The organism is Actinotignum vesiculae, from assembly GCF_051267215.1.
GTDB classification, from domain to species: domain Bacteria; phylum Actinomycetota; class Actinomycetes; order Actinomycetales; family Actinomycetaceae; genus Actinotignum; species Actinotignum schaalii.
The window spans coordinates 219948-244182 of the sequence record NZ_JBOZGG010000001.1 but is presented as its reverse complement, the minus strand read 5'-3'; the positions used below and the strand labels follow the sequence as shown (position 1 = coordinate 244182).

Annotated in this window: 37 protein-coding genes; 4 read left to right on the top strand and 33 right to left on the bottom strand. The window is 62.0% G+C overall.

Annotated elements, in window-relative coordinates; all coding sequences use genetic code 11:
• Positions 1-110: 110 nt before the first annotated feature.
• Complete coding sequence (locus ACRQHG_RS01100; RefSeq protein ID WP_219619184.1) at positions 111-1688, bottom strand: LssY C-terminal domain-containing protein; 1578 nt, start codon at positions 1686-1688, stop codon at positions 111-113.
• A 156-nt stretch (positions 1689-1844) separates the two neighbouring features.
• Entirely contained in the window at positions 1845-2720 is an 876-nt protein-coding gene (gene truA / locus ACRQHG_RS01095; RefSeq protein WP_435710944.1) for a tRNA pseudouridine(38-40) synthase TruA, read from the bottom strand.
• Between the two features lie 241 nt (positions 2721-2961).
• On the opposite strand from truA, the gene ACRQHG_RS01090 reads away from it, so the two are divergent.
• Entirely contained in the window at positions 2962-3711 is a 750-nt protein-coding gene (locus ACRQHG_RS01090; protein WP_435710947.1) for an ROK family protein, read from the top strand.
• Positions 3712-4335: 624 nt separating this feature from the next.
• On the opposite strand, the gene rplQ is transcribed toward ACRQHG_RS01090, so the two are convergent.
• From rplQ to rpsJ, 30 genes are all read right to left on the bottom strand, one after another.
• Positions 4336-4932 (bottom strand): 50S ribosomal protein L17, encoded by a 597-nt coding sequence (gene rplQ, locus ACRQHG_RS01085; protein ID WP_435710945.1) that lies wholly within the window; start codon positions 4930-4932, stop codon positions 4336-4338.
• 29 nt (positions 4933-4961) lie between these two features.
• Positions 4962-5963 (bottom strand): DNA-directed RNA polymerase subunit alpha, encoded by a 1002-nt coding sequence (locus tag ACRQHG_RS01080; protein WP_087070543.1) that lies wholly within the window; start codon positions 5961-5963, stop codon positions 4962-4964.
• 190 nt (positions 5964-6153) lie between these two features.
• Complete coding sequence (gene rpsK / locus ACRQHG_RS01075; RefSeq protein WP_016443077.1) at positions 6154-6564, bottom strand: 30S ribosomal protein S11; 411 nt, start codon at positions 6562-6564, stop codon at positions 6154-6156.
• A gap of 29 nt (positions 6565-6593) precedes the next feature.
• The gene (rpsM, locus tag ACRQHG_RS01070; RefSeq protein WP_026428270.1) at positions 6594-6968 is read right to left on the bottom strand and encodes a 30S ribosomal protein S13; all 375 of its coding nucleotides are present in this window, start codon (positions 6966-6968) and stop codon (positions 6594-6596) included.
• A 126-nt stretch (positions 6969-7094) separates the two neighbouring features.
• The gene (rpmJ, locus tag ACRQHG_RS01065; RefSeq protein ID WP_016443079.1) at positions 7095-7211 is read right to left on the bottom strand and encodes a 50S ribosomal protein L36; all 117 of its coding nucleotides are present in this window, start codon (positions 7209-7211) and stop codon (positions 7095-7097) included.
• A gap of 19 nt (positions 7212-7230) precedes the next feature.
• The gene (gene infA, locus ACRQHG_RS01060; RefSeq protein ID WP_016443080.1) at positions 7231-7452 is read right to left on the bottom strand and encodes a translation initiation factor IF-1; all 222 of its coding nucleotides are present in this window, start codon (positions 7450-7452) and stop codon (positions 7231-7233) included.
• A 270-nt stretch (positions 7453-7722) separates the two neighbouring features.
• Entirely contained in the window at positions 7723-8547 is an 825-nt protein-coding gene (gene map / locus ACRQHG_RS01055) for a type I methionyl aminopeptidase (protein WP_087070542.1), read from the bottom strand.
• A gap of 8 nt (positions 8548-8555) precedes the next feature.
• Complete coding sequence (locus ACRQHG_RS01050; protein ID WP_026428272.1) at positions 8556-9131, bottom strand: adenylate kinase; 576 nt, start codon at positions 9129-9131, stop codon at positions 8556-8558.
• A gap of 71 nt (positions 9132-9202) precedes the next feature.
• On the bottom strand, positions 9203-10498 hold the full coding sequence (gene secY, locus ACRQHG_RS01045; protein ID WP_026428273.1) for a preprotein translocase subunit SecY: 1296 nt from the start codon (positions 10496-10498) through the stop codon (positions 9203-9205).
• A gap of 300 nt (positions 10499-10798) precedes the next feature.
• Positions 10799-11275, bottom strand: a complete 477-nt coding sequence (rplO, locus tag ACRQHG_RS01040) for a 50S ribosomal protein L15 (protein WP_087070541.1) — start codon at positions 11273-11275, stop codon at positions 10799-10801.
• The gene (gene rpmD / locus ACRQHG_RS01035) at positions 11275-11457 is read right to left on the bottom strand and encodes a 50S ribosomal protein L30 (protein WP_026428275.1); all 183 of its coding nucleotides are present in this window, start codon (positions 11455-11457) and stop codon (positions 11275-11277) included. The genes rplO and rpmD overlap by 1 nt, the downstream gene beginning before the upstream one ends.
• The gene (gene rpsE, locus ACRQHG_RS01030; RefSeq protein WP_026428276.1) at positions 11457-12161 is read right to left on the bottom strand and encodes a 30S ribosomal protein S5; all 705 of its coding nucleotides are present in this window, start codon (positions 12159-12161) and stop codon (positions 11457-11459) included. The genes rpmD and rpsE overlap by 1 nt, the downstream gene beginning before the upstream one ends.
• Positions 12162-12184: 23 nt before the next feature.
• Positions 12185-12556 (bottom strand): 50S ribosomal protein L18, encoded by a 372-nt coding sequence (gene rplR, locus ACRQHG_RS01025; protein ID WP_016443087.1) that lies wholly within the window; start codon positions 12554-12556, stop codon positions 12185-12187.
• Entirely contained in the window at positions 12556-13092 is a 537-nt protein-coding gene (gene rplF, locus ACRQHG_RS01020) for a 50S ribosomal protein L6 (RefSeq protein ID WP_026428277.1), read from the bottom strand. The genes rplR and rplF overlap by 1 nt, the downstream gene beginning before the upstream one ends.
• Positions 13093-13110: 18 nt before the next feature.
• Entirely contained in the window at positions 13111-13509 is a 399-nt protein-coding gene (rpsH, locus tag ACRQHG_RS01015; protein ID WP_026428278.1) for a 30S ribosomal protein S8, read from the bottom strand.
• Positions 13510-13563: 54 nt separating this feature from the next.
• Entirely contained in the window at positions 13564-13749 is a 186-nt protein-coding gene (locus ACRQHG_RS01010) for a type Z 30S ribosomal protein S14 (RefSeq protein ID WP_016443090.1), read from the bottom strand.
• A gap of 2 nt (positions 13750-13751) precedes the next feature.
• Positions 13752-14303 (bottom strand): 50S ribosomal protein L5, encoded by a 552-nt coding sequence (gene rplE / locus ACRQHG_RS01005; protein WP_016443091.1) that lies wholly within the window; start codon positions 14301-14303, stop codon positions 13752-13754.
• Positions 14300-14641 carry a 50S ribosomal protein L24 gene (gene rplX / locus ACRQHG_RS01000; RefSeq protein ID WP_016443092.1) on the bottom strand — a complete coding sequence of 114 codons (342 nt, stop codon included), beginning with the start codon at positions 14639-14641 and terminating at the stop codon, positions 14300-14302. Before rplX ends, rplE begins: the two co-directional genes overlap by 4 nt.
• Positions 14641-15009, bottom strand: coding sequence for a 50S ribosomal protein L14 (rplN, locus tag ACRQHG_RS00995; protein ID WP_016443093.1), 369 nt, complete (start codon positions 15007-15009; stop codon positions 14641-14643). The genes rplX and rplN overlap by 1 nt, the downstream gene beginning before the upstream one ends.
• 157 nt (positions 15010-15166) lie before the next feature.
• The gene (gene rpsQ, locus ACRQHG_RS00990) at positions 15167-15442 is read right to left on the bottom strand and encodes a 30S ribosomal protein S17 (protein WP_026428279.1); all 276 of its coding nucleotides are present in this window, start codon (positions 15440-15442) and stop codon (positions 15167-15169) included.
• A gap of 11 nt (positions 15443-15453) precedes the next feature.
• Positions 15454-15681: a 50S ribosomal protein L29 gene (gene rpmC / locus ACRQHG_RS00985; protein WP_016443095.1), complete on the bottom strand. Its 228-nt coding sequence runs from the start codon at positions 15679-15681 to the stop codon at positions 15454-15456.
• Positions 15681-16097 carry a 50S ribosomal protein L16 gene (gene rplP, locus ACRQHG_RS00980; protein WP_016443096.1) on the bottom strand — a complete coding sequence of 139 codons (417 nt, stop codon included), beginning with the start codon at positions 16095-16097 and terminating at the stop codon, positions 15681-15683. Before rplP ends, rpmC begins: the two co-directional genes overlap by 1 nt.
• A 3-nt stretch (positions 16098-16100) precedes the next feature.
• Positions 16101-16934, bottom strand: a complete 834-nt coding sequence (gene rpsC / locus ACRQHG_RS00975) for a 30S ribosomal protein S3 (protein WP_026428280.1) — start codon at positions 16932-16934, stop codon at positions 16101-16103.
• The gene (rplV, locus tag ACRQHG_RS00970) at positions 16934-17314 is read right to left on the bottom strand and encodes a 50S ribosomal protein L22 (protein WP_016443098.1); all 381 of its coding nucleotides are present in this window, start codon (positions 17312-17314) and stop codon (positions 16934-16936) included. Before rplV ends, rpsC begins: the two co-directional genes overlap by 1 nt.
• A 34-nt stretch (positions 17315-17348) precedes the next feature.
• Complete coding sequence (rpsS, locus tag ACRQHG_RS00965) at positions 17349-17630, bottom strand: 30S ribosomal protein S19 (RefSeq protein ID WP_026428282.1); 282 nt, start codon at positions 17628-17630, stop codon at positions 17349-17351.
• A 14-nt stretch (positions 17631-17644) separates the two neighbouring features.
• Entirely contained in the window at positions 17645-18481 is an 837-nt protein-coding gene (gene rplB, locus ACRQHG_RS00960; protein ID WP_026428283.1) for a 50S ribosomal protein L2, read from the bottom strand.
• A 33-nt stretch (positions 18482-18514) separates the two neighbouring features.
• Positions 18515-18826: a 50S ribosomal protein L23 gene (rplW, locus tag ACRQHG_RS00955; RefSeq protein ID WP_016443101.1), complete on the bottom strand. Its 312-nt coding sequence runs from the start codon at positions 18824-18826 to the stop codon at positions 18515-18517.
• Entirely contained in the window at positions 18826-19473 is a 648-nt protein-coding gene (gene rplD, locus ACRQHG_RS00950) for a 50S ribosomal protein L4 (RefSeq protein WP_087070539.1), read from the bottom strand. The genes rplW and rplD overlap by 1 nt, the downstream gene beginning before the upstream one ends.
• Positions 19474-19475: 2 nt before the next feature.
• Positions 19476-20141, bottom strand: a complete 666-nt coding sequence (rplC, locus tag ACRQHG_RS00945) for a 50S ribosomal protein L3 (protein WP_016443103.1) — start codon at positions 20139-20141, stop codon at positions 19476-19478.
• Between the two features lie 11 nt (positions 20142-20152).
• Complete coding sequence (gene rpsJ, locus ACRQHG_RS00940; protein WP_016443104.1) at positions 20153-20461, bottom strand: 30S ribosomal protein S10; 309 nt, start codon at positions 20459-20461, stop codon at positions 20153-20155.
• A 294-nt stretch (positions 20462-20755) separates the two neighbouring features.
• On the opposite strand from rpsJ, the gene ACRQHG_RS00935 reads away from it, so the two are divergent.
• The 3 genes from ACRQHG_RS00935 (at position 20756) to ACRQHG_RS00925 (ending at position 23499) form a co-directional block, all read left to right on the top strand.
• The gene (locus ACRQHG_RS00935; protein ID WP_257960040.1) at positions 20756-20887 is read left to right on the top strand and encodes a hypothetical protein; all 132 of its coding nucleotides are present in this window, start codon (positions 20756-20758) and stop codon (positions 20885-20887) included.
• A gap of 84 nt (positions 20888-20971) precedes the next feature.
• Complete coding sequence (locus ACRQHG_RS00930; RefSeq protein ID WP_087070538.1) at positions 20972-22396, top strand: aldehyde dehydrogenase family protein; 1425 nt, start codon at positions 20972-20974, stop codon at positions 22394-22396.
• Between the two features lie 2 nt (positions 22397-22398).
• The gene (locus ACRQHG_RS00925; protein WP_087070537.1) at positions 22399-23499 is read left to right on the top strand and encodes a zinc-binding dehydrogenase; all 1101 of its coding nucleotides are present in this window, start codon (positions 22399-22401) and stop codon (positions 23497-23499) included.
• Between the two features lie 23 nt (positions 23500-23522).
• Here the strand turns inward: ACRQHG_RS00925 and ACRQHG_RS00920 are convergent, their stop codons facing one another.
• A complete protein-coding gene (locus ACRQHG_RS00920; RefSeq protein WP_435713634.1) occupies positions 23523-24209 on the bottom strand; it encodes an HAD family hydrolase in 687 nt (228 codons plus the stop codon).
• Positions 24210-24235 lie beyond the last annotated feature (26 nt).

Here is a 24235-nt window from a genome sequence, read left to right as displayed (position 1 = left end):
CGCTTTCTTGCGCGCCGCGGCAGTGCGGGTGGGCGCTAGAGAAGCGGGCATGACAGAAACGGGCATGACAGGATCTGGCATGACAGGATCTGGCATTACAGGATCTGGCATTACAGAATCGGGGTGGGCAGGTCCACCACGGGTTCGGCCCGGCCTTCTGTGACCCACAGGCGCACATGCGGCGCGGTGATTGCCAGCACCACCAGCACCGAGATCCCGGCCGGGTACATGGCCGCGGTTTCCCCCGTGGTTGCAAGCAATAGGTAGAGCAGGGCGATACCCGCTTCGCAGGCAAGGAAGAGTACCCAGGCCACTCGGGAATGGTTGGCCACCCCGAACAGGAGCAGCAGCATAACCAGGTAGAGCACCACATCCACCGCGGAAGCCGGAAGCATATCGGTGACCAGCGCGGCGCCCAGCAGCACCGTGATCGCGACAGCGGAAAAGAGCAGGGCCCCGGGCGGGACGCGGTGTTCAGCCGCGATGCGCGCCAGCTCGGTGGCTTTTTCCGCCATGGCACTGGAATTGCGCCACCCGGGTTTGCCAGCCGGGCCGGTTTGCCGGCGCCGGCCCTGGTATCCCGAACCCTGCCGACCCGCGCGCGGATGGCTAGAGCGCCCGCGGCCCGGCTGCGCCGTCGTACCATTACCGGAACCGCGCTCACCGCACGTTCCCTCACCGCATGCTTCCTCACCGCACGTTCCCTCGGCATCGGGGAGGGCCAACTCTAGCTCCTCTTCCAGTTCCAGCCCCTCCTCCAGGCGCGCGGCCGCGCCGGTGACATCGAGGATGGGAAGATCGCCGTCGGTTTGAATCTCATCCCCGCCGCCGTTACGCGAGCTATAGGCGTTGAAATACTGCTCGATCACGCTCACGTGACTATCGGGATCCGCGTAGCGCACCGTATTGATAATGAAATCCCGCTCCGCATCAATATTCGGATCGATTTTGTGGGTGAATTGCCCGGTGAAAATAGACAGACCCACGCTGCGATCAAAGGTTCCGGCGGCGAGCCAGGTGATGCGTTCCCCACCCGGAAGCGTCCAATCCGGCGGGCAGCGCCAGAAGCGCACATGGTGGCGCCGGGCCGCATTGCCATCCACTTCCTGCTGGTAGGCGAATTCTTGTTTCCGGGAAAACAAATACAGATCGGAGACCGGTGCGGAAGGATAGGAGCGGCGCAGTACCGCGGCCACAATTATCCGCCAAGAGGTGCGGAAAGTAATGGGTTCGGCTTCGATCCAGCCGGCGGCCCGCATGGCCGCGTGAATATCCGCCTCGCTGCCCTCCCAGCCGATATTGACCGGGTCCCCGAGGATGCCGTCCGCCGTTTTGGTGCGCCCGAAGAAATAATCCGGCACGTACATGAGCGAAAACAGCTGGTGCAGACGCGGAAAAGCGAAATACGCCGCGAGCGCCCAAAATACCAGCAGGTGCAGCCACCACAGCGGCTGCCCAGGAAGCCCGCGCAGCAAAAGCAGCACGGCCAGCCAGAAACTATAAATCAGGGCGACGACGACGAACAGCCCCGCCAAGACCGCATATAAAGGGAAGCCCCGCCGCAGCCGCTGCCGGGGCAGGCGGGTATAGGCGGGCGGGCGCGCGGGAACCGGCCAGCGCTGATCAGCGCTGTGCCGCACCGAGAGCACCGGCGTTGTTTGCCCGACATCGCTTTGTTCCTGAGTCACGCCTTGATTTTACTCGGCGCCTACGACACATTAAATCGGCCTGAATGGAAGGCGCTCACCGCGCACACTACAGCGCAGGCAACTTCCGCTGCAGCTGCGTGCGGAGCAGCGGCGGCACGTTTCACCGCGCCAAGTGCGCGCAACGGTAGCGCCCGGCTAATCCTCGAGCAGGGTGCGGATGGCCCGGGATGCCGTGGCGCGCGCGGCCCACTGGGCCGGTTCGGGATAGTTCACTTTTTCCAAGGTGAGGGGATGGGGCGGGGCCACCACCACTTCCCCGTCGCGGCTCGCTTCACGCAGGCGGCGGAGTGGCCAGGCGGCGTCGCGTTGCCCCTCACCCACCCGGAGCAAGGAGCCGACCAGGGTCCGCACCATCGAATGGCAGAAAGCGTCGGCCACCGCGTGGATGGTTACCAGCTCGCCTTCTTCAGCCACGTCCAGGGCCAGGAGCTCGCGGACCGTCGTCGCCCCCGGGCGCGGTTTGCAATAGGAGAGAAAATCATGCTCGCCCAGGAGGGAGGCCGCGGCCTCCCGCATCGCGTTGAGGTCAAGCGGGCCGGCCAGCCAGAGGACGTCGCGTCGTCGTAAGGGATCAAAGTGACCCACCGCAATGCGGTACGTGTATTCGCGCGACACCGCAGAAAAACGCGCGTCGAAATCGGGGGAAACTTCGCGGGCGCTGTGGAGCACAATATCGGCACTCCCCCGCGGGCCGCTCGCACCGCGCGCGAGCAGGCCCTGCACGCGCCGCACCAGCACCCGGGTGGGGTCATCTTGAGAACGCCCCGCCACCGAGGCGAGCGCAGCGCGCGGCACATCCACATGGGCGACCTGCCCGCGGGCATGCACCCCGGCGTCGGTGCGCCCGGCAACGGTGAGGGCGACCGGCACGCGCAGCACCGTGGCGAGGGCTTCGGTGAGGGTGCCTTCCACGGTGCGCAGGCCGGGCTGCGCCGCCCAACCGTGAAATTCGGTACCGTCGTAGGAAAGATCAAGCCGAAGCCGAAGGTTTTGCGCTAGCGTGTCACTCATGGATCCAGTTTCCCACGCCGAGCCCTCCGCCCGCATACCCGCGAGCCGCGTACCTGAGAGCAGCGTGCCCGAAGGCCGCGTAGCTAAGGGCCGTGTACTCGAAAGCGAGGAGCCGGCTCTCCCGCTCGGCACCGCACCGCTGTACGCGAGTGCACCCAGCCCGGAGGATGCCGCGAACGCCACCACCGCGGCCGCTGTTTCCGGACCGCGCACATTCGCGGTTGATTGCGGCGGGGGCGGCATCAAAACGGCGCTGCTGGACGCGGCCGGCACCCAGATCGGACCGGCCCGGCGCACCCCGGTCCGCTACCCCTTCTCCCCCGCGGCCCTGGAAAATATCATCGCTGCGGATGCCGCCGCACTACGCGCCGAGGGCTGCGATTTCGAGCGCCTCACGGTGGGAATGCCGGGGATGCTCCGCCACGGCGTGGTGGTTTATACCCCGCATTACATTCGCCGCGCCGGCCCGCATACCCGCCTCGACCCCGAGATGGAAGCCGCCTGGAACGGCCTGGATATTCGCGCTGCCCTCGCCACGCGTTTTTCCCGGCCCACCCTGGTGCTCAACGACGCCGAGGTAGCCGCCGCCGCAACCGTGACCGGCAAGGGTCTGGAAGTGGTGCTCACCTTCGGAACCGGCTTGGGCAATGCCATTGTTGATAACGGGGTGCTGGCCCCCCACCTGGAGTTTTCGCATGCCCCGCTGCGCTGGGGCCTCACCTACGATGATGTGATCGGCGAAATCGAGCGCATCCGCCTGGGCGATGCCGCGTGGAGCCGGCAGGTGGCCCGCGCTATCGAGTCGCTCTACCCGGTGATCCGCTGGGACACCCTCTACCTCGGGGGCGGCAACGCGGCACGCATCACCGAAAGCGTGCGCGAACGCCTAAGCGGTTCGGTGGTCTTTATTCCGAATGCCGCCGGGATGAGTGGCGGCGTGCGCGCCTGGGATCTGGTGGCCACCTCCGAGCGGGCCCGCGCGGAACAGTAAGGTAAATAGAGAGTCCGCAGCTCCCTCCACAAAAAGCAACTCCACAACAGCGAGCCCCACAGGATGCAACCTCACGACATCAAAACAATTTCTTAACGTAGCTGCCGTTGCACTTTGATTTCAGGCAGACAAGGCGACCGCCCCACGTGAATCTCACTAGCCTCACGGGCTTCAATAGTCACACCAACCCCTGGGGAGGGGGTATCTGTTTTCAGGGCTGTACTTCGTATGTACAACATACGCAGTACATCTCGGAAAAATACACCCCGCCCCGGCCGGCGCGGCGGTCCAGCGCGGTGATCCAGCGCGGTGATCTCGATCCGCGGGTAAGCCAGGCGGTCCAACTAGGCAAAGTGTGAGTCCGGGACATCGCCTCCCACAGGGTGTGCTTAAGGAATACAAAATCACCCCGAAACGGTACTCTCCCACACACTTTGATTCCGGGCACGGTTCACGGCAGTTCCGGGACGGATCCAAGCCAAGGACACGCCGTCATTAGACCCACTTTTGTCTATTAACCCCCGCAGGCAGCGAAAAGGGCTCCGGAAACTCACGTTTCCGAAGCCCTTTTCTCAAGCTTCTAGGCCGCCCGGTTAGTCAAGCAACCGGACTTCCCGCAGGCGCTTACTTAGCTTCTTCGGCCTTCTCGGCTTCCGCAGCTTCGTCCGCGCTGGCAGCCGATTCAGCAGATGCGGCGCTTTCCGCCGAAGCGGCGCTCTCGGCAGACTCAGCCGATTCCGCAGATTCCGCGCTTTCAGCAGACTCAGCGGATTCCGCCGACTCAGCCGACTCGGCTTCTTCCGCGGCAGCGGCACGCTCAGCGGCCTTTTCCGCTTCCTTGACAACCGCCTGCTTCGGGGAAACCTTCTCGGTCACCAGCGAAATAACGGCCATCGGGGTGTTATCACCGCGGCGGTTGCCCACTTTGGTGATGCGGGTGTAGCCACCCTCGCGTTCCGCGAACAGCGGGGCGAGTTCCTCGAAGAGGATGTAGGCGGTTTCACGATCGCCCAGCACCTTGAGGGCCAGGCGGCGATTGTGGGTATCCCCCTTCTTCGCCTTCGTGATGAGCTTTTCGATGTGGGGACGCACCGCGCGAGCCTTCGCTTCGGTGGTCTTGATCGACGTGTGATGAATAAGTTCCTTGCACAGGTTGGCAAGAATCTTGCGCTGGTGGGCGGGGCTACCGCCGAGGCGCGGACCCTTGGTGGGCTTAGGCATTGTCTACTCCTAGTAAATTATGTGGCTGCTCAGGCCTGAGAATCGTCGCTGAACTGCATCCCGAAATCATCGAATCCGCCACCGAGGAAGCTCGATCCGGAATCCTTGAGGCTCAGGTCCATCTTCGCCAGTTCATCCTTGACATCATCGATGGACTTCGCCCCGAAGTTGCGAATATCGAGCAGGTCGGCTTCCGAACGCTGCACCAGTTCCCCAATGGTGTGGATACCTTCGCGCTGCAGGCAGTTCTGGGAACGTGCGGGCAGGTTGAGGATGGTGATCGGACGCTGCAGATCCGAGGAGCGCTGCTCGGTCACCGGTGCCGGACCAATTTCGATGCCTTCGGCTTCGTCATTGAGATCCACGGCCAGGCCGAAGAGCTCCACGAGGGTCTTGCCGGCAGAGGCGAGAGCGTCCCGCGGGGTCGTCGATTCCTTGGTTTCCACATCCACCACGAGGCGATCAAAGTCGGTGCGCTGTTCCACACGGGTGGCTTCCACCTTGTAGGAAACCTTGAGCACCGGCGAGTAGATCGAGTCAATCGGAATGCGGCCGATCTCATCGTTATCGCCCTTGTTGAGAGCCGCGGAAACGTAGCCGCGCCCGCGTTCAACCGTGAGGTCGATTTCGAGCTTGCCCTTGTCATTGAGGGTGGCGATATGCAGATCCTGGTTGAGGATCTCCACGCCCGCCGGCGGGGTGATATCCGCGGCGGTTACTTCGCCCGGGCCGGTCTTCCGCAGGTACATGAGGACCGGTTCGTCGTTATCCGAGGAGACAACAAGTTCCTTGAGGTTGAGGATGATTTCCGCAACATCTTCCTTCACACCGGGAATGGTGGAGAACTCATGGAGCACCCCATCGATGCGAATCGAGGTGACCGCAGCACCGGGAATGGAGGACAGCAGGGTACGGCGCAGGGAATTGCCCAGCGTGTACCCGAATCCGGGTTCGAGCGGTTCGAGGACGAACCGGGACCGGAATTCGGAGATCTTATCTTCACTCAGAACGGGACGTTGTGCAATAAGCACGATTCTTTCCTTTCCGCAAACAACCGCTATATGAGGTTTGCGTAGCCTCGCGAAACTCCGTCTGTCCGCGAGGTTCGGGCGCGGTTTTTCCTGTCAAAGCCCGCGCCCTGGGAGGGGTGCCGCAGCGGCCGGGGCCGCTGCGCGCGGCGTCGTCGTTAAGAACGACGACGCAGTTGCGGCCAAACGCGTATTAGACGCGACGGCGCTTGGGCGGGCGGCACCCGTTGAAGGCCTGCGGAGTCACATCGGAAATGGAGGTGACTTCCAGCCCGGAGGCGGTCAGGGAACGGATCGCGGTTTCGCGCCCGGAACCCGGACCCTTGACGAATACATCAACCTTCTTCATGCCCTGTTCCATGGCCTGGCGCGCGGCGTTTTCCGCGGCGAGCTGCGCGGCGTAGGGAGTCGACTTACGCGAGCCCTTGAAGCCAACCATCCCGGAGGACGCGGAAGCGATCACCGCGCCGGTGGGGTCGGTGATGGACACGATGGTGTTATTGAAGGTGGACTTAATGTGGGCCTGACCCACGGTGACATTACGACGCTGATTGCGACGCGGACGGCGCGCACCGGCGTTAGCAGAACGAGTCTGACGAGCCATAATCTATTTCTCCTGAACTACGACGAAGCCTACTTGGCCTTCTTCTTACCGGCCACGGTGCGCTTGGGGCCCTTGCGGGTGCGCGCGTTGGTCTTGGTGCGCTGCCCGTGCACGGGCAGGCCGCGACGGTGACGCAGGCCCTGGTACGAACCGATTTCGATCTTGCGGCGAATATCGGCCTGGACTTCGCGGCGCAGGTCGCCTTCAACCTTGTAGTTCTCGTCGATATGGTTCTTGAGTTTCACCAGATCGTCTTCAGTGAGATCACGCACGCGGGTATCCGGGTTCACCCCGGTAGCGGCGAGGGTCTCGTGGGCGCGGGTGCGTCCAATGCCAAAAATGTAAGTGAGCGCGATCTCAATCCGCTTTTCGCGGGGGAGATCAACGCCGGAGAGACGTGCCAATTTCTTAGCTCCCTTAGTTATGCCGGAGGTGTCGGGCACTGCTGTTCCCACGGGTCTCTAATCCGTGAGCCCCGGCCTCCGGACCGGGGGTTGCCTTGCGGCTAACAGTGCTGGTGCAACGGGGCTTTAGCCCTGACGCTGCTTATGGCGCGGATTCGAGCTGCAGATCACCATGACGCGACCGTGGCGCCGAATGACCTTGCAGTTATCGCAAATGCGCTTAACGCTCGGCTTGACCTTCATGAATAACTTTCCTTGTTGATCACTTGTAGCGGTAGACAATCCGCCCGCGGTTCAGGTCATAGGGCGTGAGCTCTACAACCACCCGATCCTCGGGCAGGATACGAATGTAGTGCTGACGCATTTTGCCGGAAATATGGGCCAGAACTTCGTGCCCGTTTTCCAGCTCGACCTTGAACATCGCGTTGGGCAGCGCTTCGATCACGCTACCTTCAACTTCGATGACGCCGTCTTTCTTCGCCATGTTCCTCGCTAACAGTGTTGCCCGCACCGGATTGTGCGGGACATCAAAATCGGTGCGCAAGCGTGCGCCATACGGGCACACGGCACCGACGTTCAATACTACTGCACGAAGCCGCCCCTACGTAAGGGGCGGCAGCGATGTTATGGGTCACGTGTAGTGCGAGAATTGCGCGGGGAACGGTTGTGCGCGGTGCACTTTTAGTACGACGGCGCAGCTGCGGCGCGCAGGCCCTTAGCCCAGAACCGCACACCTTCAGTACGACGGCGCGGCTTAGTCCCCGAGGGGTACCGGCACCACGCCGTACTTAGCGAGGCGGGCCGCTCCCCCATCGGGCTCGTTGAGCACCCAGATACCTCCGGCGTGCTTGGCGATTTGGCTTTCCCAATGGCAGGCATCCTGGCCGTCCGCGGTTTTAACCGTCCAGCCATCGGCCAGGGTGATATTCTCCTGGGAGCCTGCGGTAAGAATCGGTTCGATGCACAGCACCATGCCGGCCTTGAGCCGGGGCCCGCGCCCGCGGGTGCGGTAGTTGAAGACCGTGGGGTCTTCGTGCATGGCCCGCCCGATGCCGTGCCCGGTGAATTCTTCCACGATGCCCGGTTCGGGATCTTGGGCTACCACGAAATCGTCGATAGCCGCCCCGATATCGGATACAAATTTTCCGGTGGCCATCGCGGCGATACCCACCCACATGGATTCTTCCGTAATATCGGAGAGCCGCTGGCGGGCGGCCATCTGCTTCTCATCCCCACCCGGAAGAACAATGGAGAAACAGGAATCCCCATTCCAGCCGTTGAGGAGCGCCCCGCAGTCGAAGGAGACCAAGTCTCCCGGCTCCAGGATTTCCTCTTCGCTGGGGATACCGTGCACCACGGTGTTATTCACCGAGATGCAGGTCTGGGCCGGGTAATCGTAATACCCGTAAAAATTCGAGACGGCCCCGTGTGCCTCCAAGACGGCCTTGGCGCGCTGGTCGAGCTGCGCCGTCGACATTCCGGCTTTCACGTGGGCGCGCAAGTCATCGTGAATCGCGCGCACCACGAGCGCGGCCTGGCGCATGCCCAGGATATCCGCCTCGCTGCGAAGATTAATCATCGGTGCGCCTACCGGCCCAGGAAATCGCGCAGCGCGCTATCAATCGCGGCCGCGACTTCCTCCACGGTACCCAGGCCATTGACGGAGACCACGAGCCCGCGGCTGGCGTAGGCGTCGATAATCGGCTTGGTGGTGGCGTGGTACACCTCGATGCGGTGGCGGATAACATCCTCGGTATCATCGGCACGGCCCTGCTCGAGGGCGCGCCCGAGGAGGCGCTGGACCACCACGTCGTCGTCGGCCTGCAATTCCACCACGGCGTCCACGTTCTTCTCACCGAGCATGGCATCCAGGGCGCTCACCTGGTCGAGGTTGCGAGGGTAGCCATCCAGGAGGAAACCGGCGGCCGCATCGGCTTCGCCCAGGCGCTCCTCCACCATCTGGTTGGTGACGGAATCAGGAACCAGCTCGCCCTTTTCCGAATAGGAGGCCGCCAGGCGCCCGAGTTCATCCTGGGCCTTGGCGTGCGCGCGGAACAGGTCACCGGTGGAAATCGCCGGGATACCGTAGCGCTGCGCGATACCGGCCGCCTGGGTGCCTTTGCCCGCGCCCGGGGGGCCAACCAAAATCAAACGTACTGACATGAGTGGCACCTTTCTGTGTTATCGATGCGGAGCGCCCGCGCGCCCCGCCTGAAAGAAGGGGCGAGGCCGCGTTAGCGGATACCGCCGAGGAAGCCTTCGTAGTGGCGCTGCTGGAGCTGGGCGTTGATGTCCTTGACGGTCTGGAGGCCCACACCCACCAGAATCATGATGGAGGTACCGCCGAAACCGGACTGTACGATGCCGAGCGCGCTGAAGAGCAGCAGCGGGATGAGGGCCACGATGGTGAGGTAGGTGGCGCCCACCCAGGTGAGGCGATTCGAAACAAAGTGGAGGTAATCCGCGGTGGGTTTGCCGGCGCGCACATTCGGAATGAAGCCGCCGTACTTCTTCATATTGTCCGCCACTTCGTCTGTATCGAAGGCGATGGAGGTGTAGAAGAAGGTGAAGGCGAAGGTGAGAAGCGCGTAGGTGAGGATATAGGCCCAGCCATTGTGCTGGAAATTGCGCTGGATCCAGATCACCCACGAAGAGTTCTGATTCCCGAAGGTGGAAATCATGGTGGGGAGCATGAGGATCGAGGAAGCGAAGATCACCGGGATAACGTTCGCCATATTGATCTTGATGGGCAGGTAGGTGGTGGACCCGCCGTAGGTGCGCCGGCCGATCACACGCTTGGCGTACTGGACCGGAATGCGGCGCTGGGACTGCTCCACGAAGGTAACAACCAGGGTGATGAGCGCGAAGACCACGATCACGATGAGGAGGGTACCGATGCCGTGCCCGGCGTAGATCTGACCCATCATCGAGGGGAAGCCGGCGCAAATACCCGTGAAGATGAGGATGGACATACCGTTACCCACCCCGCGTTCGGTGATGAGTTCGGCCATCCACATGATGAGGCCGGTGCCGGCCGTCATGGCGAGGATGGTCATGGTGTAGGTCCACCAGGTGGCATTCGGGATCACCGGTTCTTTGCAGCCGGCGAAAAGCGTGAAGTTCGCGGTGGCCACCACAACCGAGGACTGGAGCAGGCCCAGCCCGATGGTGAGGTAGCGGGTGTATTCCGTCAGCTTCGCGGTACCCGACTGCCCCTGCTTATGCAGTTCCTGGAAGCGCGGGATCACCACGCGCAGCAGCTGCACAATAATCGAGGCCGTAATATAGGGCATGATTCCGAGGGCGAAAACGGAGAGCTGCATCATCGCGCCACCTGAGAACAGGTTGAGCATATCGATGAGATCCTGCGCGCCCGACTGCTGCGTGGTGCACTCCCGAATATTACTCAGGCTCACGAACGGAGCCGGGATGAAGCTGCCCAAGCGGTAAATCACCATAATCATCATGGTGAAAAGCAACTTGCGGCGCAGATCCGGGGTGCGGAAAGCAGCTGCGAAAGCCTTAATCAAGATTCCTCCTGATGGTGACGGATCGCGCGGGGCAGTCCGTTATCGTCGAGAACCGTCGGGTGACGGAAATGGGGACAAGCGTATTTTCTGGGAAAGTACGTACGACGGCGCACCGGCCACGCTGCTTATTCGCCACTGAAAGCAATCTTTCCGCAGCAAAGCAATACTTCAGCAGGGCTGCCTGCGCCCAGAAAAAAGCTCGCCCCCGCCATAATAGCGGGGACGAGCAAATTTCGCACTGTTCATCCACAGAGTGTGGGTGAGTGCTCAGTCAAACGGTGGCCGTGCGGCCAGCGCGTATTACTTGGATTCGACCTGCGGCGCGGAGATAGAACCCCCGGCAGCCTCGATCTTTTCCTTAGCCGAATTCGACCACGCTTCCACTTCGACGTCGAGCTTGACGGAAATCTCACCGGTTCCGAGAACCTTGACCGGGGAGTTCTTGCGAACCGCGCCCTTGGCGACGAGATCCGCCGAGGTCACCTTCCCACCTTCGGGGAAGAGCTCGCCGAGCGCCGAAACGTTAATGACCTGGTATTCGACCCGGAACGGGTTCTTGAAACCGCGCAGCTTCGGAAGGCGCATATGCAGCGGCATCTGGCCACCTTCGAAGCCGGGACGCACGGTATTACGTGCCCGGGTACCCTTGGTACCGCGACCGGACGTCTTACCCTTGGATCCTTCACCGCGACCAACGCGAATCTTCGCCTTGTTCGAACCGGGAGCCGGACGCAGGTCGTGCAGCTTAATGATGGAATCCTTTTCTGCTTCCGCCATTAGTCAACCTCCTCCACCGTAACGAGGTGAGCCACGGCGCGAACCATGCCCTTCACCTCGGGGGTATCCTCGCGCACAACGGACTGACCGATCTTGCGCAGACCGAGCGTGCGCAGGGTGTCCTTCTGGCGCTGGATCGCACCAACAACACCCTTCACCTGGGTGATCTTAAGATTTGCCATTACGCACCAACTCCCGCGGCCGCGGCCTCATTTTCCGCCTTGGCGGCTTCGGCCTCTTCGATCTCGCGTTCCTTGGCTTCCGCTTCGGCGCGGGCCCGCAGCATAGCTTCGGGAACGACGCGCTCGATGGGGAGCCCACGCCGGGCGGCAACCGCTTCGGGCTGCTCAAGCTGCTTGAGGGCAGCCACGGTGGCGTGCACGATATTGATCGCGTTCGAGGAACCGAGCGACTTGGAGAGCACATCGTGAATACCCGCGCACTCCATAATGGCGCGCACCGGGCCGCCGGCGATAACGCCGGTACCGGGAGCGGCCGGGCGCAGCAGCACAACGCCGGCGGCGTCTTCGCCCTGCACCACGTGCGGGATGGTCCGCGCGATACGCGGGATGCGGAAGAAGTTCTTCTTCGCTTCCTCGGTACCCTTGGCGATAGCGGCGGGAACTTCGCGGGCCTTGCCGTAGCCGACACCCACGAGGCCGTTGCCGTCGCCCACCACCACGAGGGCGGTGAAGGACATCCGGCGGCCACCCTTGACCGTCTTCGCAACGCGGTTAATGGTCACCACGCGCTCGATATAAGCGTTCTTTTCTTCACCGCGACGGTTGTCACGGCGGTTCTCACGACGGTTGTCACGGCGGCCGCGACGACCTTCGTTGCGATTTTCCCGGCCGTTCTGGGCCGGATCCTGCTGCTCTGCAGCCATTTTCCTCTGCCTTTCCTCAGCCGTTAGAAATCGAGTCCTGCTTCGCGCGCACCTTCGGCGACAGCTGCAACGCGACCGTGGTACTGGTTGCCACCGCGGTCGAAGACCACGGCGCTGATCCCAGCGTCCTTGGCGCGCTGACCGACGCGTTCGCCGACCTTCCGCGCGATTTCTGTCTTGGTACCCTCCGCTTCGCGCAGGTCAGCCTCGTAGGACGAGGCGGCCGCGAGAGTGCGGCCCACGACGTCGTCGATAACCTGGGCGTAAATATGGCGGTTGGAACGCGAAACCACGAGACGCGGCCGCGCGGCGGTACCGGAAATACGCTTGCGCAACCGGAAGTGGCGGCGCGCACGAGCGATGTACTTGCCCTTGCCCTTGATGGTAACAGCCATCACTTACCAGCCTTTCCAGCCTTGCGACGAATAACTTCGTCCGCGTACTTGACACCCTTGCCCTTGTAGGGTTCGGGCTTACGAAGCTTGCGAATCTTCGCTGCGGTTTCACCCACGAGCTGCTTATCGATACCCGAGACCGTGAACTTGGTCGGGGTCGTCACCGTAAAGGTGATACCCTCGGGAGCTTCGAAAAGAATCGTGTGGGAGTAGCCCAGCGAGAATTCGAGATCAGAACCCTTGGCGACCACGCGGTAACCGGTTCCGACGATTTCCATCGCCTTGGTGTACCCGTTGGTGACGCCCTCGATCATATTCGCGACGAGGGTGCGGGTCAGGCCGTGCAGCGAACGCGATTCGCGCTCGTCATTGGGCCGGGTCACCAGAACCGTATTGTCATCAACATTCACCGCGATCGGCTCGGCCACGGAGAGCGCGAGCTGACCTTTGGGGCCCTTGACGGTGACGTCCTGGCCGGAAACCGACACGTCGACGCCGCCGGGGATAGCGATGGGAAGCCTACCAATTCGAGACATTATTGCACCTACTTCCCATTACCAGACGTAAGCGAGGACTTCCCCGCCAACGCCCTTATCCTTGGCCTCGCGGTCCGTCATGAGGCCGGAGGAGGTGGACAAAATAGCCACACCCAGGCCGTCAAGAACGCGCGGCAGGTTCGTGGACTTCGCGTAAACGCGCAGGCCCGGCTTGGAGATGCGCCGGACGCCAGCAAGGGCGCGCTCACGGTTCGATCCGTACTTCAACGTGAGGGTGAGAGTCTTGCCCACCTGGGCACTCTCCACCTCGTAGGAGTCGATGTAGCCTTCGCGCTTCAAGATGTCCGCAATATGGGACTTAATCTTGGAGTACGGCATAGACACCGACTCATGGAACGCCGAATTGGCGTTACGCAGACGCGTCAGCATGTCTGCGATTGGGTCAGTCATTGTCATTTTGGGCTGTGGCCCTTCCTCGTCGCGGTTTCCGATGGACCTGCGACGTAGTCTTTACCAGCTGGACTTCTTAACACCGGGGAGTTCGCCGCGCAGGGCCAACTCACGCAGGCAAATACGGCACAGGCCGAACTTGCGGTAAACGGAATGCGGACGGCCGCACCGGTTGCAACGGGTGTACGCACGAACGGCGAACTTCTGCTTACCGGCGGCCTTTTGCTTCAGAGCGGTCTTTGCCATATTTAGGCCTCCTTGAAGGGGAATCCGAGATGCTTGAGAAGAGCGCGCCCTTCGTCGTCGCTCCCGGCAGAGGTCACCACGGTGATGTCCATACCGCGCACGCGATCAATCTTGTCCTGGTCGATCTCGTGGAACACGGTCTGTTCGGTCAGACCGAAGGTGTAGTTCCCGTTGCCGTCAAACTGCTTGGGCGAAAGGCCGCGGAAGTCGCGGATACGCGGCAGCGCGGTGGAAATAAGCCGGTCGAGGAATTCCCACATGCGGTCACCGCGGATGGTGACGAAGCACCCGATGGCCTGGCCTTCACGCAGCTTAAACTGCGCGATGGACTTCTTGGCCTTGGTGATCATCGGCTTCTGGCCGGTAATCGCCGTCATATCGGCGACGGCGCCGTCGAGTACCTTGGAGTCACGCGCAGCATCACCCACGCCCATATTCACCACGACCTTGACGATCTTGGGAACCTGGTTGACATTGACGTACTTAAATTCTTCCTGGAGTTCCGGGATGATGTGTTCCCGGTACTTCACCTTGAGACGGGGGGTATCGCTCACAGTTCGATTTCCTTCCCGCCGCGGCGTCCGATGCGCTCACGGACAATCTTCTTCTTGCCGTCGCGCTCCACCTCTACCTCGCGGTAGCCCACGCGAATCGGCTTGCCATCGTGAACGAGGGCAACGTTCGAAATGTGAATCGGTGCTTCAACGGTTTCAATACCGCCGGTGGTGCCGCCCCGCGAGGTCTGCCCCACACGCACGTGCTTCTTCACGCGCTGGACGCCTTCCACGATGACGCGATCACGCTTGGTATCAACGGAAAGCACGCGCCCCTGCATACCCTTATCGCGCCCGGCGATAACTTGGACGAGATCATCCTTCTTAATCTTCGCCATTAGATCACCTCCGGAGCCAGCGAAATGATGCGCATGAACTTCGCGTCGCGAAGCTCACGCCCAACGGGCCCGAAGATACGGGTGCCGCGGGGTTCGCCGTCGTTCTTCAACAGCACGGCTGCGTTTTCGTCGAACTTGATGTAGGACCCGTCCTTGCGGCGCGTTTCCTTAACTGCACGGACGACGACCGCCTTGACGACGTCGCCCTTCTTTACGTTTCCGCCCGGAATAGCATCCTTGACGGTGGCGACGATGGTGTCACCAATTCCGGCGTAGCGCCGGCCGGAGCCGCCGAGCACGCGGATGCACAAAAGTTCCTTGGCACCGGTGTTATCGGCGACGCTAAGCCGCGTCTCCTGCTGGATCATGTGTTTCTATCTCCTATTGTCGTGCCGGTTCTCGGATTCGAGCCTTGCCGAACGAATGGGTTCGCGCGAACTGCGCCGGCCCAAACGCCTTTGGCCCACATGCGAGGGCCGCCTGCGTTCAGGCCGGTCACATTCGCTCAAGCTAGGAAAGCCCTAACTACTTCGCCTTCTCGATGATCGTAACGACCCGGAAGTGCTTGGTCGCGGAGAGCGGGCGGGTTTCCATAATGGAAACCAAATCGCCTACGCGAACTTCGTTATTTTCGTCGTGCGCCTTCACTCGCTTGGTGCGGGTAATAACTTTACCGTATAGCGGGTGCTTTACGCGATCTTCAACTTCAACAACAACGGTCTTGTCCATTTTGTCGGAGACCACGTAGCCGCGCAGCGACTTGCGATGATTACGTGTTTCGGTGCTTGCGTTCTCGCTCATCTCATCCTCACTTACTGAGCGGCCGGAGCGGTTCGAATGTTCTTCTCCCGCTCGCTCTTAATGGTGTAAATGCGAGCAATCTCGCGACGAACTTCCCGCAGGCGGCCACTGTCCTCCAGGCGGTGAGTCACCGCCGAGAAGCGGAGGTTGAACAGTTCCTTCTTCGACTCGGCAAGCTTCTCGAGAAGCTCCGCGTCGGTCATCGCGTCGAGTTCCGCGGTGGTCAGTCCCTTAGCCATTACTCAACCTCCTCACGGGTGATAAAGCGGGTCTTGATGGGCAGCTTGTGCTGGGCGCGGCTCATGGCCTCACGGGCGAGAGCCTCATCCACGCCGGCCATTTCGAACATGACCCGGCCGGGCTTGATATTGGCAACCCAGGTTTCCACCGGGCCCTTACCCGAACCCATACGCACGCCGAGCGGCTTCTTGGTGAGCGGGCGATCCGGGAAGATATTGATCCAGATCTTACCGCCACGCTTGACGTGACGCGTCATGGCAATACGGGCTGCTTCAATTTGACGATTGGTGATGTAGGCCGGCTCGAGCGCCTGGATGCCGTATTCACCGAAAGCCAGCTGAGTTCCGCCCTTGGCCATACCCTTACGGTGCGGACGGTGCTGCTTGCGCCATTTAGTACGACGAGGAATCAGCATGAGTTATGCCTCCGTTCCGGTTGATTCCGGCGCGGCCACCGGAGCTTCGGCTCCGGCCGCCGGGCTCTGAGCCTGTTCGCTGCGGGCTTCCCCACGCTGGCCACCGCGACCGCGACCGGCGCCGCGGCGACCGCGACGATCCGAACGGCCCCCGCGCCCACCGCGCGGAGCTTCCGCGAGGCTGCGGTAGTACTCAGCGTCGGTCAGATCACCGCGGTAGATCCACACCTTCACGCCGATGCGGCCGAAGGTGGTACGCGCTTCGTAGAAACCGTAGTTGATATTCGCGCGCAGGGTGTGCAGCGGCACGCGCCCTTCGCGGTAGAACTCGCTACGCGACATTTCGGCGCCACCCAGACGGCCCGAGCACTGCACGCGGATGCCCTTGGCACCGGCGCGCTCGGCGGACTGGATACCCTTGCGCATGGCGCGGCGGAAGGACACGCGCGAGGCGAGCTGTTCCGCGATACCCTGCGCCACGAGCTGGGCGTCAGCTTCCGGGTTCTTCACTTCGAGAATATTGAGCTGCACGGCCTTACCGGTCAGCTTCTCCAGATCAGCGCGGAGGCGATCAGCTTCCGCACCGCGCCGGCCAATGACGATGCCGGGGCGAGCGGTGTGGATATCCACAACCACGCGCTCGGCGCGGCGCTCGATGTGCACGCTGGAAATCCCGGCGCGCTCGAGCGTCTTTTCGATCATGTCACGGATTTTGACATCTTCGAGGACGTAGTCCGAGTAGCGCTGCCCCTTCTTGGTGGAATCAGCGAACCACTTGGAGCGGTGGTCGGTCGTGATGCCGAGACGGAACCCAATAGGGTTGACTTTCTGTCCCACTAGCGGGCCCTCCTCTGGTTCTTGGTCTTGGGCTTCTCGTCGGTAACGATAACGGTGATGTGACTCGTCCGCTTGTTGATGCGGTTCGCCCGGCCCTGGGCACGCGGCTGGATACGCTTCATCGTCGGGCCTTCATCGGCGTAAATTTCGCCAATGAACAGCTCGGACTCATCGAAGCGCTCCCCCGCCTGCTCGGCGGCGTAGCGCGCGTTGGCGATGGCCGACTCCACGATCTTACGAACCGGAGTGGCGGCCGCAAACGGTGCGAACTGCAGTACGTCAATAGCGTCCAGGGCGCGCCGGCCGCGGATGGTGTCCACGACACGACGGGCCTTCATGGGCGACACGCGCACGAAGCGCGCCTGCGCCTTTGCTTCCATAGTTCTGCCTTACTCTCTCGCTCGAGGCCCCGGCTTAGCGCCGGCGGCCCTTTCGGTCGTCCTTGTCGTGCCCGCGGAAGGTGCGGGTCGGGGCGAACTCCCCGAGCTTGTGGCCAACCATGGATTCGGTAATGAATACCGGCACATGCTTGCGTCCATCGTGCACTGCAAAGGTGTGACCCAGGAAATCGGGGGTGATAACCGACCGACGCGACCAGGTCTTGATTACGTTCTTGGTGTTCTTCTCGTTCTGCTCGTCGACCTTCTTGTAGAGGTGCTCGTCGACGAACGGACCCTTCTTCAAACTGCGGGGCATCAGCTAATCCTTCCTCAGCGCTTCTTGCCGGTCTTGCGACGGCGCACGATGAGCTTGTCGCTGGCCTTGTTCGGACGGCGGGTACGGCCTTCCTTCTTGCCCCACGGGCTAACGGGATGGCGCCCACCGGACGTCTTACCTTCACCACCACCGTGCGGGTGGTCCACCGGGTTCATCACAACACCGCGGACGGTCGGGCGCACGCCCTTCCAGCGCATACGGCCGGCCTTACCCCAGTTGATATTCGCCTGCTCGGCATTGCCGACTTCACCGACGGTGGCGCGGCAACGCACGTCCACGTTACGGATTTCACCGGAGGGCATACGCAGCTGCGCGTACTTGCCTTCGCGGGCAACCAACTGCACGGAAGCGCCGGCGCTGCGGGCGATCTTGGCCCCGCCCAGCGGCTTGAGTTCCACATTGTGCACCGTGGTACCGAGCGGGATATTGCGCAGCGGCAGGTTGTTGCCGGGCTTGATATCCGCATTCGGACCGGTTTCGATGAGATCGCCCTGCTTCACGCCGCGGGGAGCAACGATGTAACGCTTCTCGCCATCAACGAAGTGAAGCAGCGCAATGCGCGCGGTGCGGTTCGGATCGTATTCAATGTGCGCAACCTTGGCCGGCACGCCGTCCTTATCCCAGCGACGGAAGTCGATGAGACGGTACTGGCGCTTGTGCCCACCGCCCTTGTGACGGGTGGTGATGCGTCCCTGGTTGTTACGCCCACCGGTCTTCTTCAGGGGACGAACGAGGGACTTCTCCGGGGTCGAACGAGTGATCTCGGCGAAGTCGGCAACGCTCGCACCGCGACGACCCGGGGTCGTCGGCTTGTACTTACGAATTCCCATGAGTTCTTATTCCTCAGTTCCTCGAATCGCCTATTAGACGATTTCGCCGTAGATGTCGATGGAGCCTTCACGCAAGGTGACGATGGCCCGCTTGGTATTCTTGCGCCGCCCGATGCCGTTGCGCGTACGCCGGGTCTTGCCCTGGCGGTTCTGCGTATTGACGGAGGCAACCTTGACGCCAAAAATCGCTTCGACGGCCTGCTTGATTTCGGTCTTATTCGAACGCGGATCAACGAAGAAGGTGTACTTACCCTGTTCTTCGAGCAGCGCGCTCTTCTCCGACATCACCGGGGCGAGGATGACATCGTGCGGGTTCTTATTCCAGAAGTTACCGTTCTCAGTCATTACTTCTCATCCTTCTTGGTGTTCTTCTCCACGAACGCGCCGAGCGCGGCTTCGGTGAAGATAACGTCGTCAGCAGCAAGAACGTCGTAGCTATTGAGCTGATCAACGTAGAGGACGTGGATCTGCGGGAGGTTGCGCACGGAGAGCACCGAGGCGTCATCTTCACGCTGGACCACGACGAGCGCCTTGCGCCCCTCGTTCATCTTCTCGATGAGCGTACGCGCCGCCTTGGTGGACGGGGTCTCATCGGCAACAAAAGCGGTCACGGCGTGAATACGCTCGTGGCGAGCCCGGTCCGAAAGGGACTGCAGCAGCGCGGCCGCGATCATCTTCTTGGGGGTGCGCTGCGAGTAGTCACGCGGCTGCGGGCCGTGGACAACGCCGCCACCGACCCACTGCGGAGCGCGGATCGAACCCTGGCGGGCCCGGCCGGTCCCCTTCTGGCGCCACGGCTTCTTGCCGCCGCCGGACACCTGACCGCGGGTCTTCGTGGCGTGGGTACCGAGGCGAGCGGCAGCTTGCTGCGCGTTAACGACCTGGTGGACCAGCGCCATATTGAAGTCGAGATCAAAGAGCTGAGCCGGGAGGGTGGCCTGCGAGGTCACCTTGCCGGTTTCATCGAGAACGTCAATCTTGAAGTCTGCCATTGTTAGGCTCCCTTCACGGACGTGCGGACCACAACCGAGCCACCCTTTGCACCGGGGATGGCGCCAACCACGAGCAACAGGCCGTTCTCGAGGTCAACGGAGTGGATGGACAGATTCTGCACCGTGACACGGTCCTGACCCATGCGACCAGCCATGCGCAGACCCTTGAAGACGCGCGAGGGGGTGGCGCAGGCGCCGATGGAACCGGGCTTGCGGTGGTTGCGGTGCGCACCGTGGGAGGCCGACACACCGGCGAAGCCGTGACGCTTCATCACACCGGCGAAGCCCTTACCGCGGGAGGTACCGATAACGTCAACGGACTGACCGGCTTCGAAGATATCCGCGGTCAGTTCCTGCCCGAGCGTGTATTCACTGGCATCGGGGGTGCGGATTTCCGCCAGCTTCTTGCGCGGCGTAACACCGGCCTTAGCGAAGTGGCCCTGGAGCGGCTTGGTGACGTTCTTCGTCTTTTCATCGCCCGAGGCGAGCTGCACGGCGGAATAGCCGTCAACCTCGGGGGTGCGAACCTGGGTCACCACATTGGTGCCCACGCGCACAACGGTAATGGGAAGGAGGCGCCCGTCCTCATCCCAGAGCTGGGTCATCCCCAGCTTCGTGCCCAGCAACGCCTTCACGGGCTTGCTGGCAACAGCTTGCTTGGAGTTCATTGCGTATTACCTCAGAGCTTGATTTCCACGTTGACGTCAGCCGGAAGATCGAGACGGCGCAGGCTGTCAATCGTCTTCAGGGTGGGATCCACGATGTCAATAAGGCGCTTGTGTGTGCGCATCTCAAAGTGATCGCGGGAGTCCTTGTACTTGTGGGGCGAGCGGATAACGCAAAAAACGTTTTTTTCCGTCGGCAGCGGGACGGGTCCCACCACGGTCGCGCCGGTACGCGCAACTTCATCGACGAGCTTCTTGGCCGCGCTATCAATGACCTCGTGGTCATATGACTTCAGCCGAATGCGGATCTTCTGTCCCGCCATGGCGCGTCTACCTCTCTTTAGCTTCGGTGCCCGGTACCCGCACTCGGGCGTGTCGTACCGGAGGTAAATCTAGTAGCCATGCCCTATGTGAGGTTACGGAGAACCCTTTATACGATAATCGGCGTTGGGTAACCGATTAAGTTCCTTCGCTCGTAATCCGAGCAACTTGTTAAGTATGCCAAAAACTTCGGCGTACTTTCAAGACTTTCACGGCGAACGTGCGCCGTTTCTCATTCCCAGCGAGCCCGAAGGCCTGCCGGCACGGGTAAAAATTTTACCGAAAGGCCGCGTTTCGTGCAAGAAACGGTTGCGGTGAAGCGCTTCACGTCGCGGTACGACGACGCCGCAGCCTCCCGGACTCTCGGCCACGCGGGCCGCCAGCGGCGCCGTCGCCCCACCCTTGCCCCGGATGCCGCCACCACCTAGCATGGCCTTAAGTGATCTACATCGCTTAGCAGCGCGGATGCTGCGGGCGGGTGATCATCCACCATACCGAGGAGGTAGACAAAGATGTCCTATCGATCAACAAATCCCTATACCGGTGAGGTGCTCGCCGAGTTCCCCTATGCCACCGATGCCGAGGTGGATAAGGCCCTCGAGCTGGCCCACGAAACATTCCAGACGTGGAGCCGCACCTCCATCGCCGAACGCGCCGCTATTTTGCGCCGCGCCGCGGATATCGCGGAAGAACGCGCGAGCGAACTCGGGGCGCTGGCCACCCTGGAAATGGGCAAACTCATTGGGGAAGCCACCGGGGAAGCCGGCGGCACCGTTCCAACAATGCTGCGTTGGCTCGCTGATGAAGCGGAAAATATTTTAGCTCCGCGCCCTGTCAGCTCCACCGCCGCACCTTTTGAAGGCTATATTGACTATCGCCCGGAGGGCGTCGTCGTCGAAATTGAACCGTGGAACTTCCCGTACTACCAGGCCATTCGCGGTTTCGCGCCCGCAATGCTCTGCGGCAACACGGTTATCCTCAAGCACGCGTCGATTTTGCCGCAATGCGCCGCAGCGATTGTCCAGGTGCTCTACGATGCCGGGCTGCCGCGCGGGGTATGGCAAAATCTCTACGCCACCCACGCGCAGGTGGAGCGGCTCATCAGCGACGACCGGGTACGCATTGTTACGCTCACCGGCTCAGAAGCTGCGGGAGCGAAAATCGCGCAGCTCGCGTCCCGGCACCTGAAGAAATCCGTGATGGAACTGGGTGGTTCCGATCCCTTTATTGTTTTGGACGACGCCGATATTGAGGCCACCATCCAGCTGGCAATTATGGGACGCTGCTTCAATGCCGGCCAGGTATGCGCCTCCCCCAAACGCATGATCGTTCCCGATGCGCTCTATGACCGTTTCGTTACCGGCCTCAAGGAGAGCACCGCGCAGCTGCGGCCCGGGGACCCGGCAGCAGAAGACACCACCGTGCCGCCCATGTCGTCCCGCGAGCAGGCCGCCACGGTCAATGATCAGATTCGGCGGGCTATCGAAGGCGGGGCGAGCGCCACTCCCCTGGGCCATATCGTTCCCGAGGGAGATACCTGGGTGCAGCCCACCCTGCTCGAAAACGTGGAGCGGGATAACCCCCTCTTCTACGAGGAGATTTTCGGGCCGGTCTGGAGCGTGTACCGGGTATCCTCGGAAGAAGAAGCAATCCGACTGGCTAATGATTCGTGCTACGGGCTGGGCGGAACGGTTCATTCGGTAGACGTTGCGCATGCCGCGCGCGTTGCCGCCCGGGTAGATACCGGCACCGTTGCTATTAACTCCCCGGTTCCCGCTGTTCCCGCCGGCATGCCTTTCGGCGGTGTCAAGCGCTCCGGTTTCGGGCGCGAGATGGGCTACGAAGGGGTACGCGAATTCGCCAATATCCAGTCGATTCTTCTCCCGGAGGGAATCTCCGCGGCGGAGTTCCTCTCCTCGCTTTCAGGAAAGGAGTAAGCATGAAAGCAGCAGTAGTCAATTCTGTGGGCGGTGGGTTCACCATCGAAGATATCGAAATTGCCGAACCCATCGGGCGCGAGGTACTTTTCGACGTCAAGGCTTCCGGCCTGTGCCGCTCGGATCTCACGCTCTCCACCACCAATTTCGGTTTCCCCTTCCCGCAGGTGCTCGGGCACGAAGCCGCCGGCGTGGTTACTGCCGTAGGCCCGGACGTGAAGGAAATCAAGGTGGGTGACCACGTGGTTGCCTCCCTCATCCAGTATTGCGGACACTGCCGGGCCTGCCGCGAATCACGCATGTACGAATGCGAATTCCCGGAGGAAACACTACGCGGTCCAGACGAAGCCCCGCGGCTGAGCCGGAAAGGCGAACCGATTTTCCAAACCTACGGCATTGCCGGCTTTGCGGAGCAGGCGCTCGTGCACGAACACCAGATCGCGAAGATCAACCCGGACATGCCTTTCCCGCAGGCCTGCGTGATCGGCTGCGCGGTCATTACTGGCGCGGGCGCGGCTCTCAATACCGCGCGGGTACGCCCCGGTGACACCGTGGCGGTGGTGGGCTTGGGCGGAGTGGGCCTGAGCATCGTCAACGGCGCCCGCATTGCCGGGGCCAGCCGGATTATCGGGGTGGATACCAACCCGGAGAAGGAAGAATTCGGAAAGAAATTCGGGATGACCCACTTCGTGAACGCGGGCGACCGGGATGTTATCGAGCAGATCTTCGCCGCGACCGAGGGGCGCGGGGTGGATAAGTCCTTCGAGGCTCTCGGCATCGTGCCCACGATGGAGACGGCCATCGCCGCCACCCGCCAGGGTGGGGACGTGTACGTAGCCGGGGTCTTCAAGCCGGAGATGGAGTGGACCATTAATCCGCTCAACGAATTCTTCGTGCACCGGCGCCATATCCACGCGGTGTACATGGGGAATACCGATATTAAGACCGATATTCCCCAGTACGTGGAGTTCTACCAGCAGGGCCGCCTCCACCTGGATGACCTTGTCGCCACGGAAATTGCCCTTGATGATATCGACGCCACCTATAAGGCGATGGTGGATCATCACGCCGGGATTGGGCGCGTGGTTATCACGTCCTTCTAGCGGGTGGGCCGCGCGGCGGCGTGCTAGAGCAAAGCCGCGAGTTCAGCCAGGGGGAACTCCCCCACATCCACGGTGAAAGCGCCGGCATTGCGGGCCGCGGCCAGCCCCGGCCCGGAATCCTCGAAAGCGAGGCAGCTCTCAATAGGAACGCCAAGGCGCTGCGCACCCAGGAGGTACGGGGCGGGATTCGGTTTACCGGGGACGTCATCATCCCCGGTAACCGCCGCCTCCAGCCGGCTGCCCGGCCCGGCCAGGAAGATTTCCACCGGGCGCCCCGGGGTGGCCGTAACGAGCGCCTGCGGGATGCCGGCCGCGGAGAAAGCATCGAGGAGCTCAGCCGCCCCGTCAATGAGTTCCGCATCGGCCATATGATCAGCCATGGCCCGCAGCACTTCCGCGAACATTTTCCAGGGGTCCACTTCTCCCCCGCCGCGGCGCACCGCTGCCATCATGCGCCGCCCGTGCGCGAAGGTATCCGCACCGCGGATAGCTAGCACATCCTCATCGGTCCAGATTCCACCGTGGGAACGCACCACATTCCCGGATACCCGGGCCCATTCCTCTTCGGAATCGACCAGGGTGCCGTCCATATCCCAGAGCACCGCGGCTGGGGCACCGCTGCCCGCCTGAGTTGCGTTGCCCGTCTGAGTTGCGCCGCCCGCCGCACCTCCGGGAAACCCGATTTTCTTATACACATCCTCAAGAGCCATAGCGCCACTCTGCCAAGTTCTGCGTC

Excerpts from the sequence above, each read along its gene's own strand:
- rpsS (WP_026428282.1), bottom strand. The coding sequence starts at position 17,630 with ATGCCCCGCAGTTTGAAGAAGGGTCCGTTCGTCGACGAGCACCTCTAC.
- rplO (WP_087070541.1), bottom strand. The coding sequence starts at position 11,275 with ATGGCGGAAGCAGAAAAGGATTCCATCATTAAGCTGCACGACCTGCGT.
- ACRQHG_RS01050 (WP_026428272.1), bottom strand. The coding sequence starts at position 9,131 with ATGTCAGTACGTTTGATTTTGGTTGGCCCCCCGGGCGCGGGCAAAGGC.
- rplP (WP_016443096.1), bottom strand. The coding sequence starts at position 16,097 with ATGCTGATTCCTCGTCGTACTAAATGGCGCAAGCAGCACCGTCCGCAC.
- rplF (WP_026428277.1), bottom strand. The coding sequence starts at position 13,092 with ATGTCTCGAATTGGTAGGCTTCCCATCGCTATCCCCGGCGGCGTCGAC.
- rplC (WP_016443103.1), bottom strand. The coding sequence starts at position 20,141 with ATGAACTCCAAGCAAGCTGTTGCCAGCAAGCCCGTGAAGGCGTTGCTG.
- infA (WP_016443080.1), bottom strand. The coding sequence starts at position 7,452 with ATGGCGAAGAAAGACGGCGTCATCGAAGTTGAAGGTAGCGTGATCGAA.
- rpsE (WP_026428276.1), bottom strand. The coding sequence starts at position 12,161 with ATGGCTGCAGAGCAGCAGGATCCGGCCCAGAACGGCCGGGAAAATCGC.
- rplR (WP_016443087.1), bottom strand. The coding sequence starts at position 12,556 with ATGGCTGTTACCATCAAGGGCAAGGGCAAGTACATCGCTCGTGCGCGC.
- ACRQHG_RS00920 (WP_435713634.1), bottom strand. The coding sequence starts at position 24,209 with ATGGCTCTTGAGGATGTGTATAAGAAAATCGGGTTTCCCGGAGGTGCG.
- rplX (WP_016443092.1), bottom strand. The coding sequence starts at position 14,641 with ATGGCGAAGATTAAGAAGGATGATCTCGTCCAAGTTATCGCCGGGCGC.
- map (WP_087070542.1), bottom strand. The coding sequence starts at position 8,547 with ATGATTAATCTTCGCAGCGAGGCGGATATCCTGGGCATGCGCCAGGCC.
- ACRQHG_RS00930 (WP_087070538.1), top strand. The coding sequence starts at position 20,972 with ATGTCCTATCGATCAACAAATCCCTATACCGGTGAGGTGCTCGCCGAG.
- rpsK (WP_016443077.1), bottom strand. The coding sequence starts at position 6,564 with ATGGCTCGTCAGACTCGTTCTGCTAACGCCGGTGCGCGCCGTCCGCGT.
- truA (WP_435710944.1), bottom strand. The coding sequence starts at position 2,720 with ATGAGTGACACGCTAGCGCAAAACCTTCGGCTTCGGCTTGATCTTTCC.
- rplQ (WP_435710945.1), bottom strand. The coding sequence starts at position 4,932 with ATGCCTAAGCCCACCAAGGGTCCGCGCCTCGGCGGTAGCCCCGCCCAC.
- rplD (WP_087070539.1), bottom strand. The coding sequence starts at position 19,473 with ATGGCAGACTTCAAGATTGACGTTCTCGATGAAACCGGCAAGGTGACC.
- rplB (WP_026428283.1), bottom strand. The coding sequence starts at position 18,481 with ATGGGAATTCGTAAGTACAAGCCGACGACCCCGGGTCGTCGCGGTGCG.
- rpmD (WP_026428275.1), bottom strand. The coding sequence starts at position 11,457 with ATGGCAAATCTTAAGATCACCCAGGTGAAGGGTGTTGTTGGTGCGATC.
- rpsQ (WP_026428279.1), bottom strand. The coding sequence starts at position 15,442 with ATGAGCGAGAACGCAAGCACCGAAACACGTAATCATCGCAAGTCGCTG.
- rplN (WP_016443093.1), bottom strand. The coding sequence starts at position 15,009 with ATGATCCAGCAGGAGACGCGGCTTAGCGTCGCCGATAACACCGGTGCC.
- rpmC (WP_016443095.1), bottom strand. The coding sequence starts at position 15,681 with ATGGCTAAGGGACTGACCACCGCGGAACTCGACGCGATGACCGACGCG.
- rpsJ (WP_016443104.1), bottom strand. The coding sequence starts at position 20,461 with ATGGCGGGACAGAAGATCCGCATTCGGCTGAAGTCATATGACCACGAG.
- ACRQHG_RS01010 (WP_016443090.1), bottom strand. The coding sequence starts at position 13,749 with ATGGCAAAGACCGCTCTGAAGCAAAAGGCCGCCGGTAAGCAGAAGTTC.
- rpsH (WP_026428278.1), bottom strand. The coding sequence starts at position 13,509 with ATGACAATGACTGACCCAATCGCAGACATGCTGACGCGTCTGCGTAAC.
- rplV (WP_016443098.1), bottom strand. The coding sequence starts at position 17,314 with ATGGAAGCAAAGGCGCAGGCGCGCTTCGTGCGCGTGTCGCCCATGAAG.
- ACRQHG_RS00925 (WP_087070537.1), top strand. The coding sequence starts at position 22,399 with ATGAAAGCAGCAGTAGTCAATTCTGTGGGCGGTGGGTTCACCATCGAA.
- rpmJ (WP_016443079.1), bottom strand. The coding sequence starts at position 7,211 with ATGAAGGTCAAGCCGAGCGTTAAGCGCATTTGCGATAACTGCAAGGTC.
- rplW (WP_016443101.1), bottom strand. The coding sequence starts at position 18,826 with ATGACTGAGAACGGTAACTTCTGGAATAAGAACCCGCACGATGTCATC.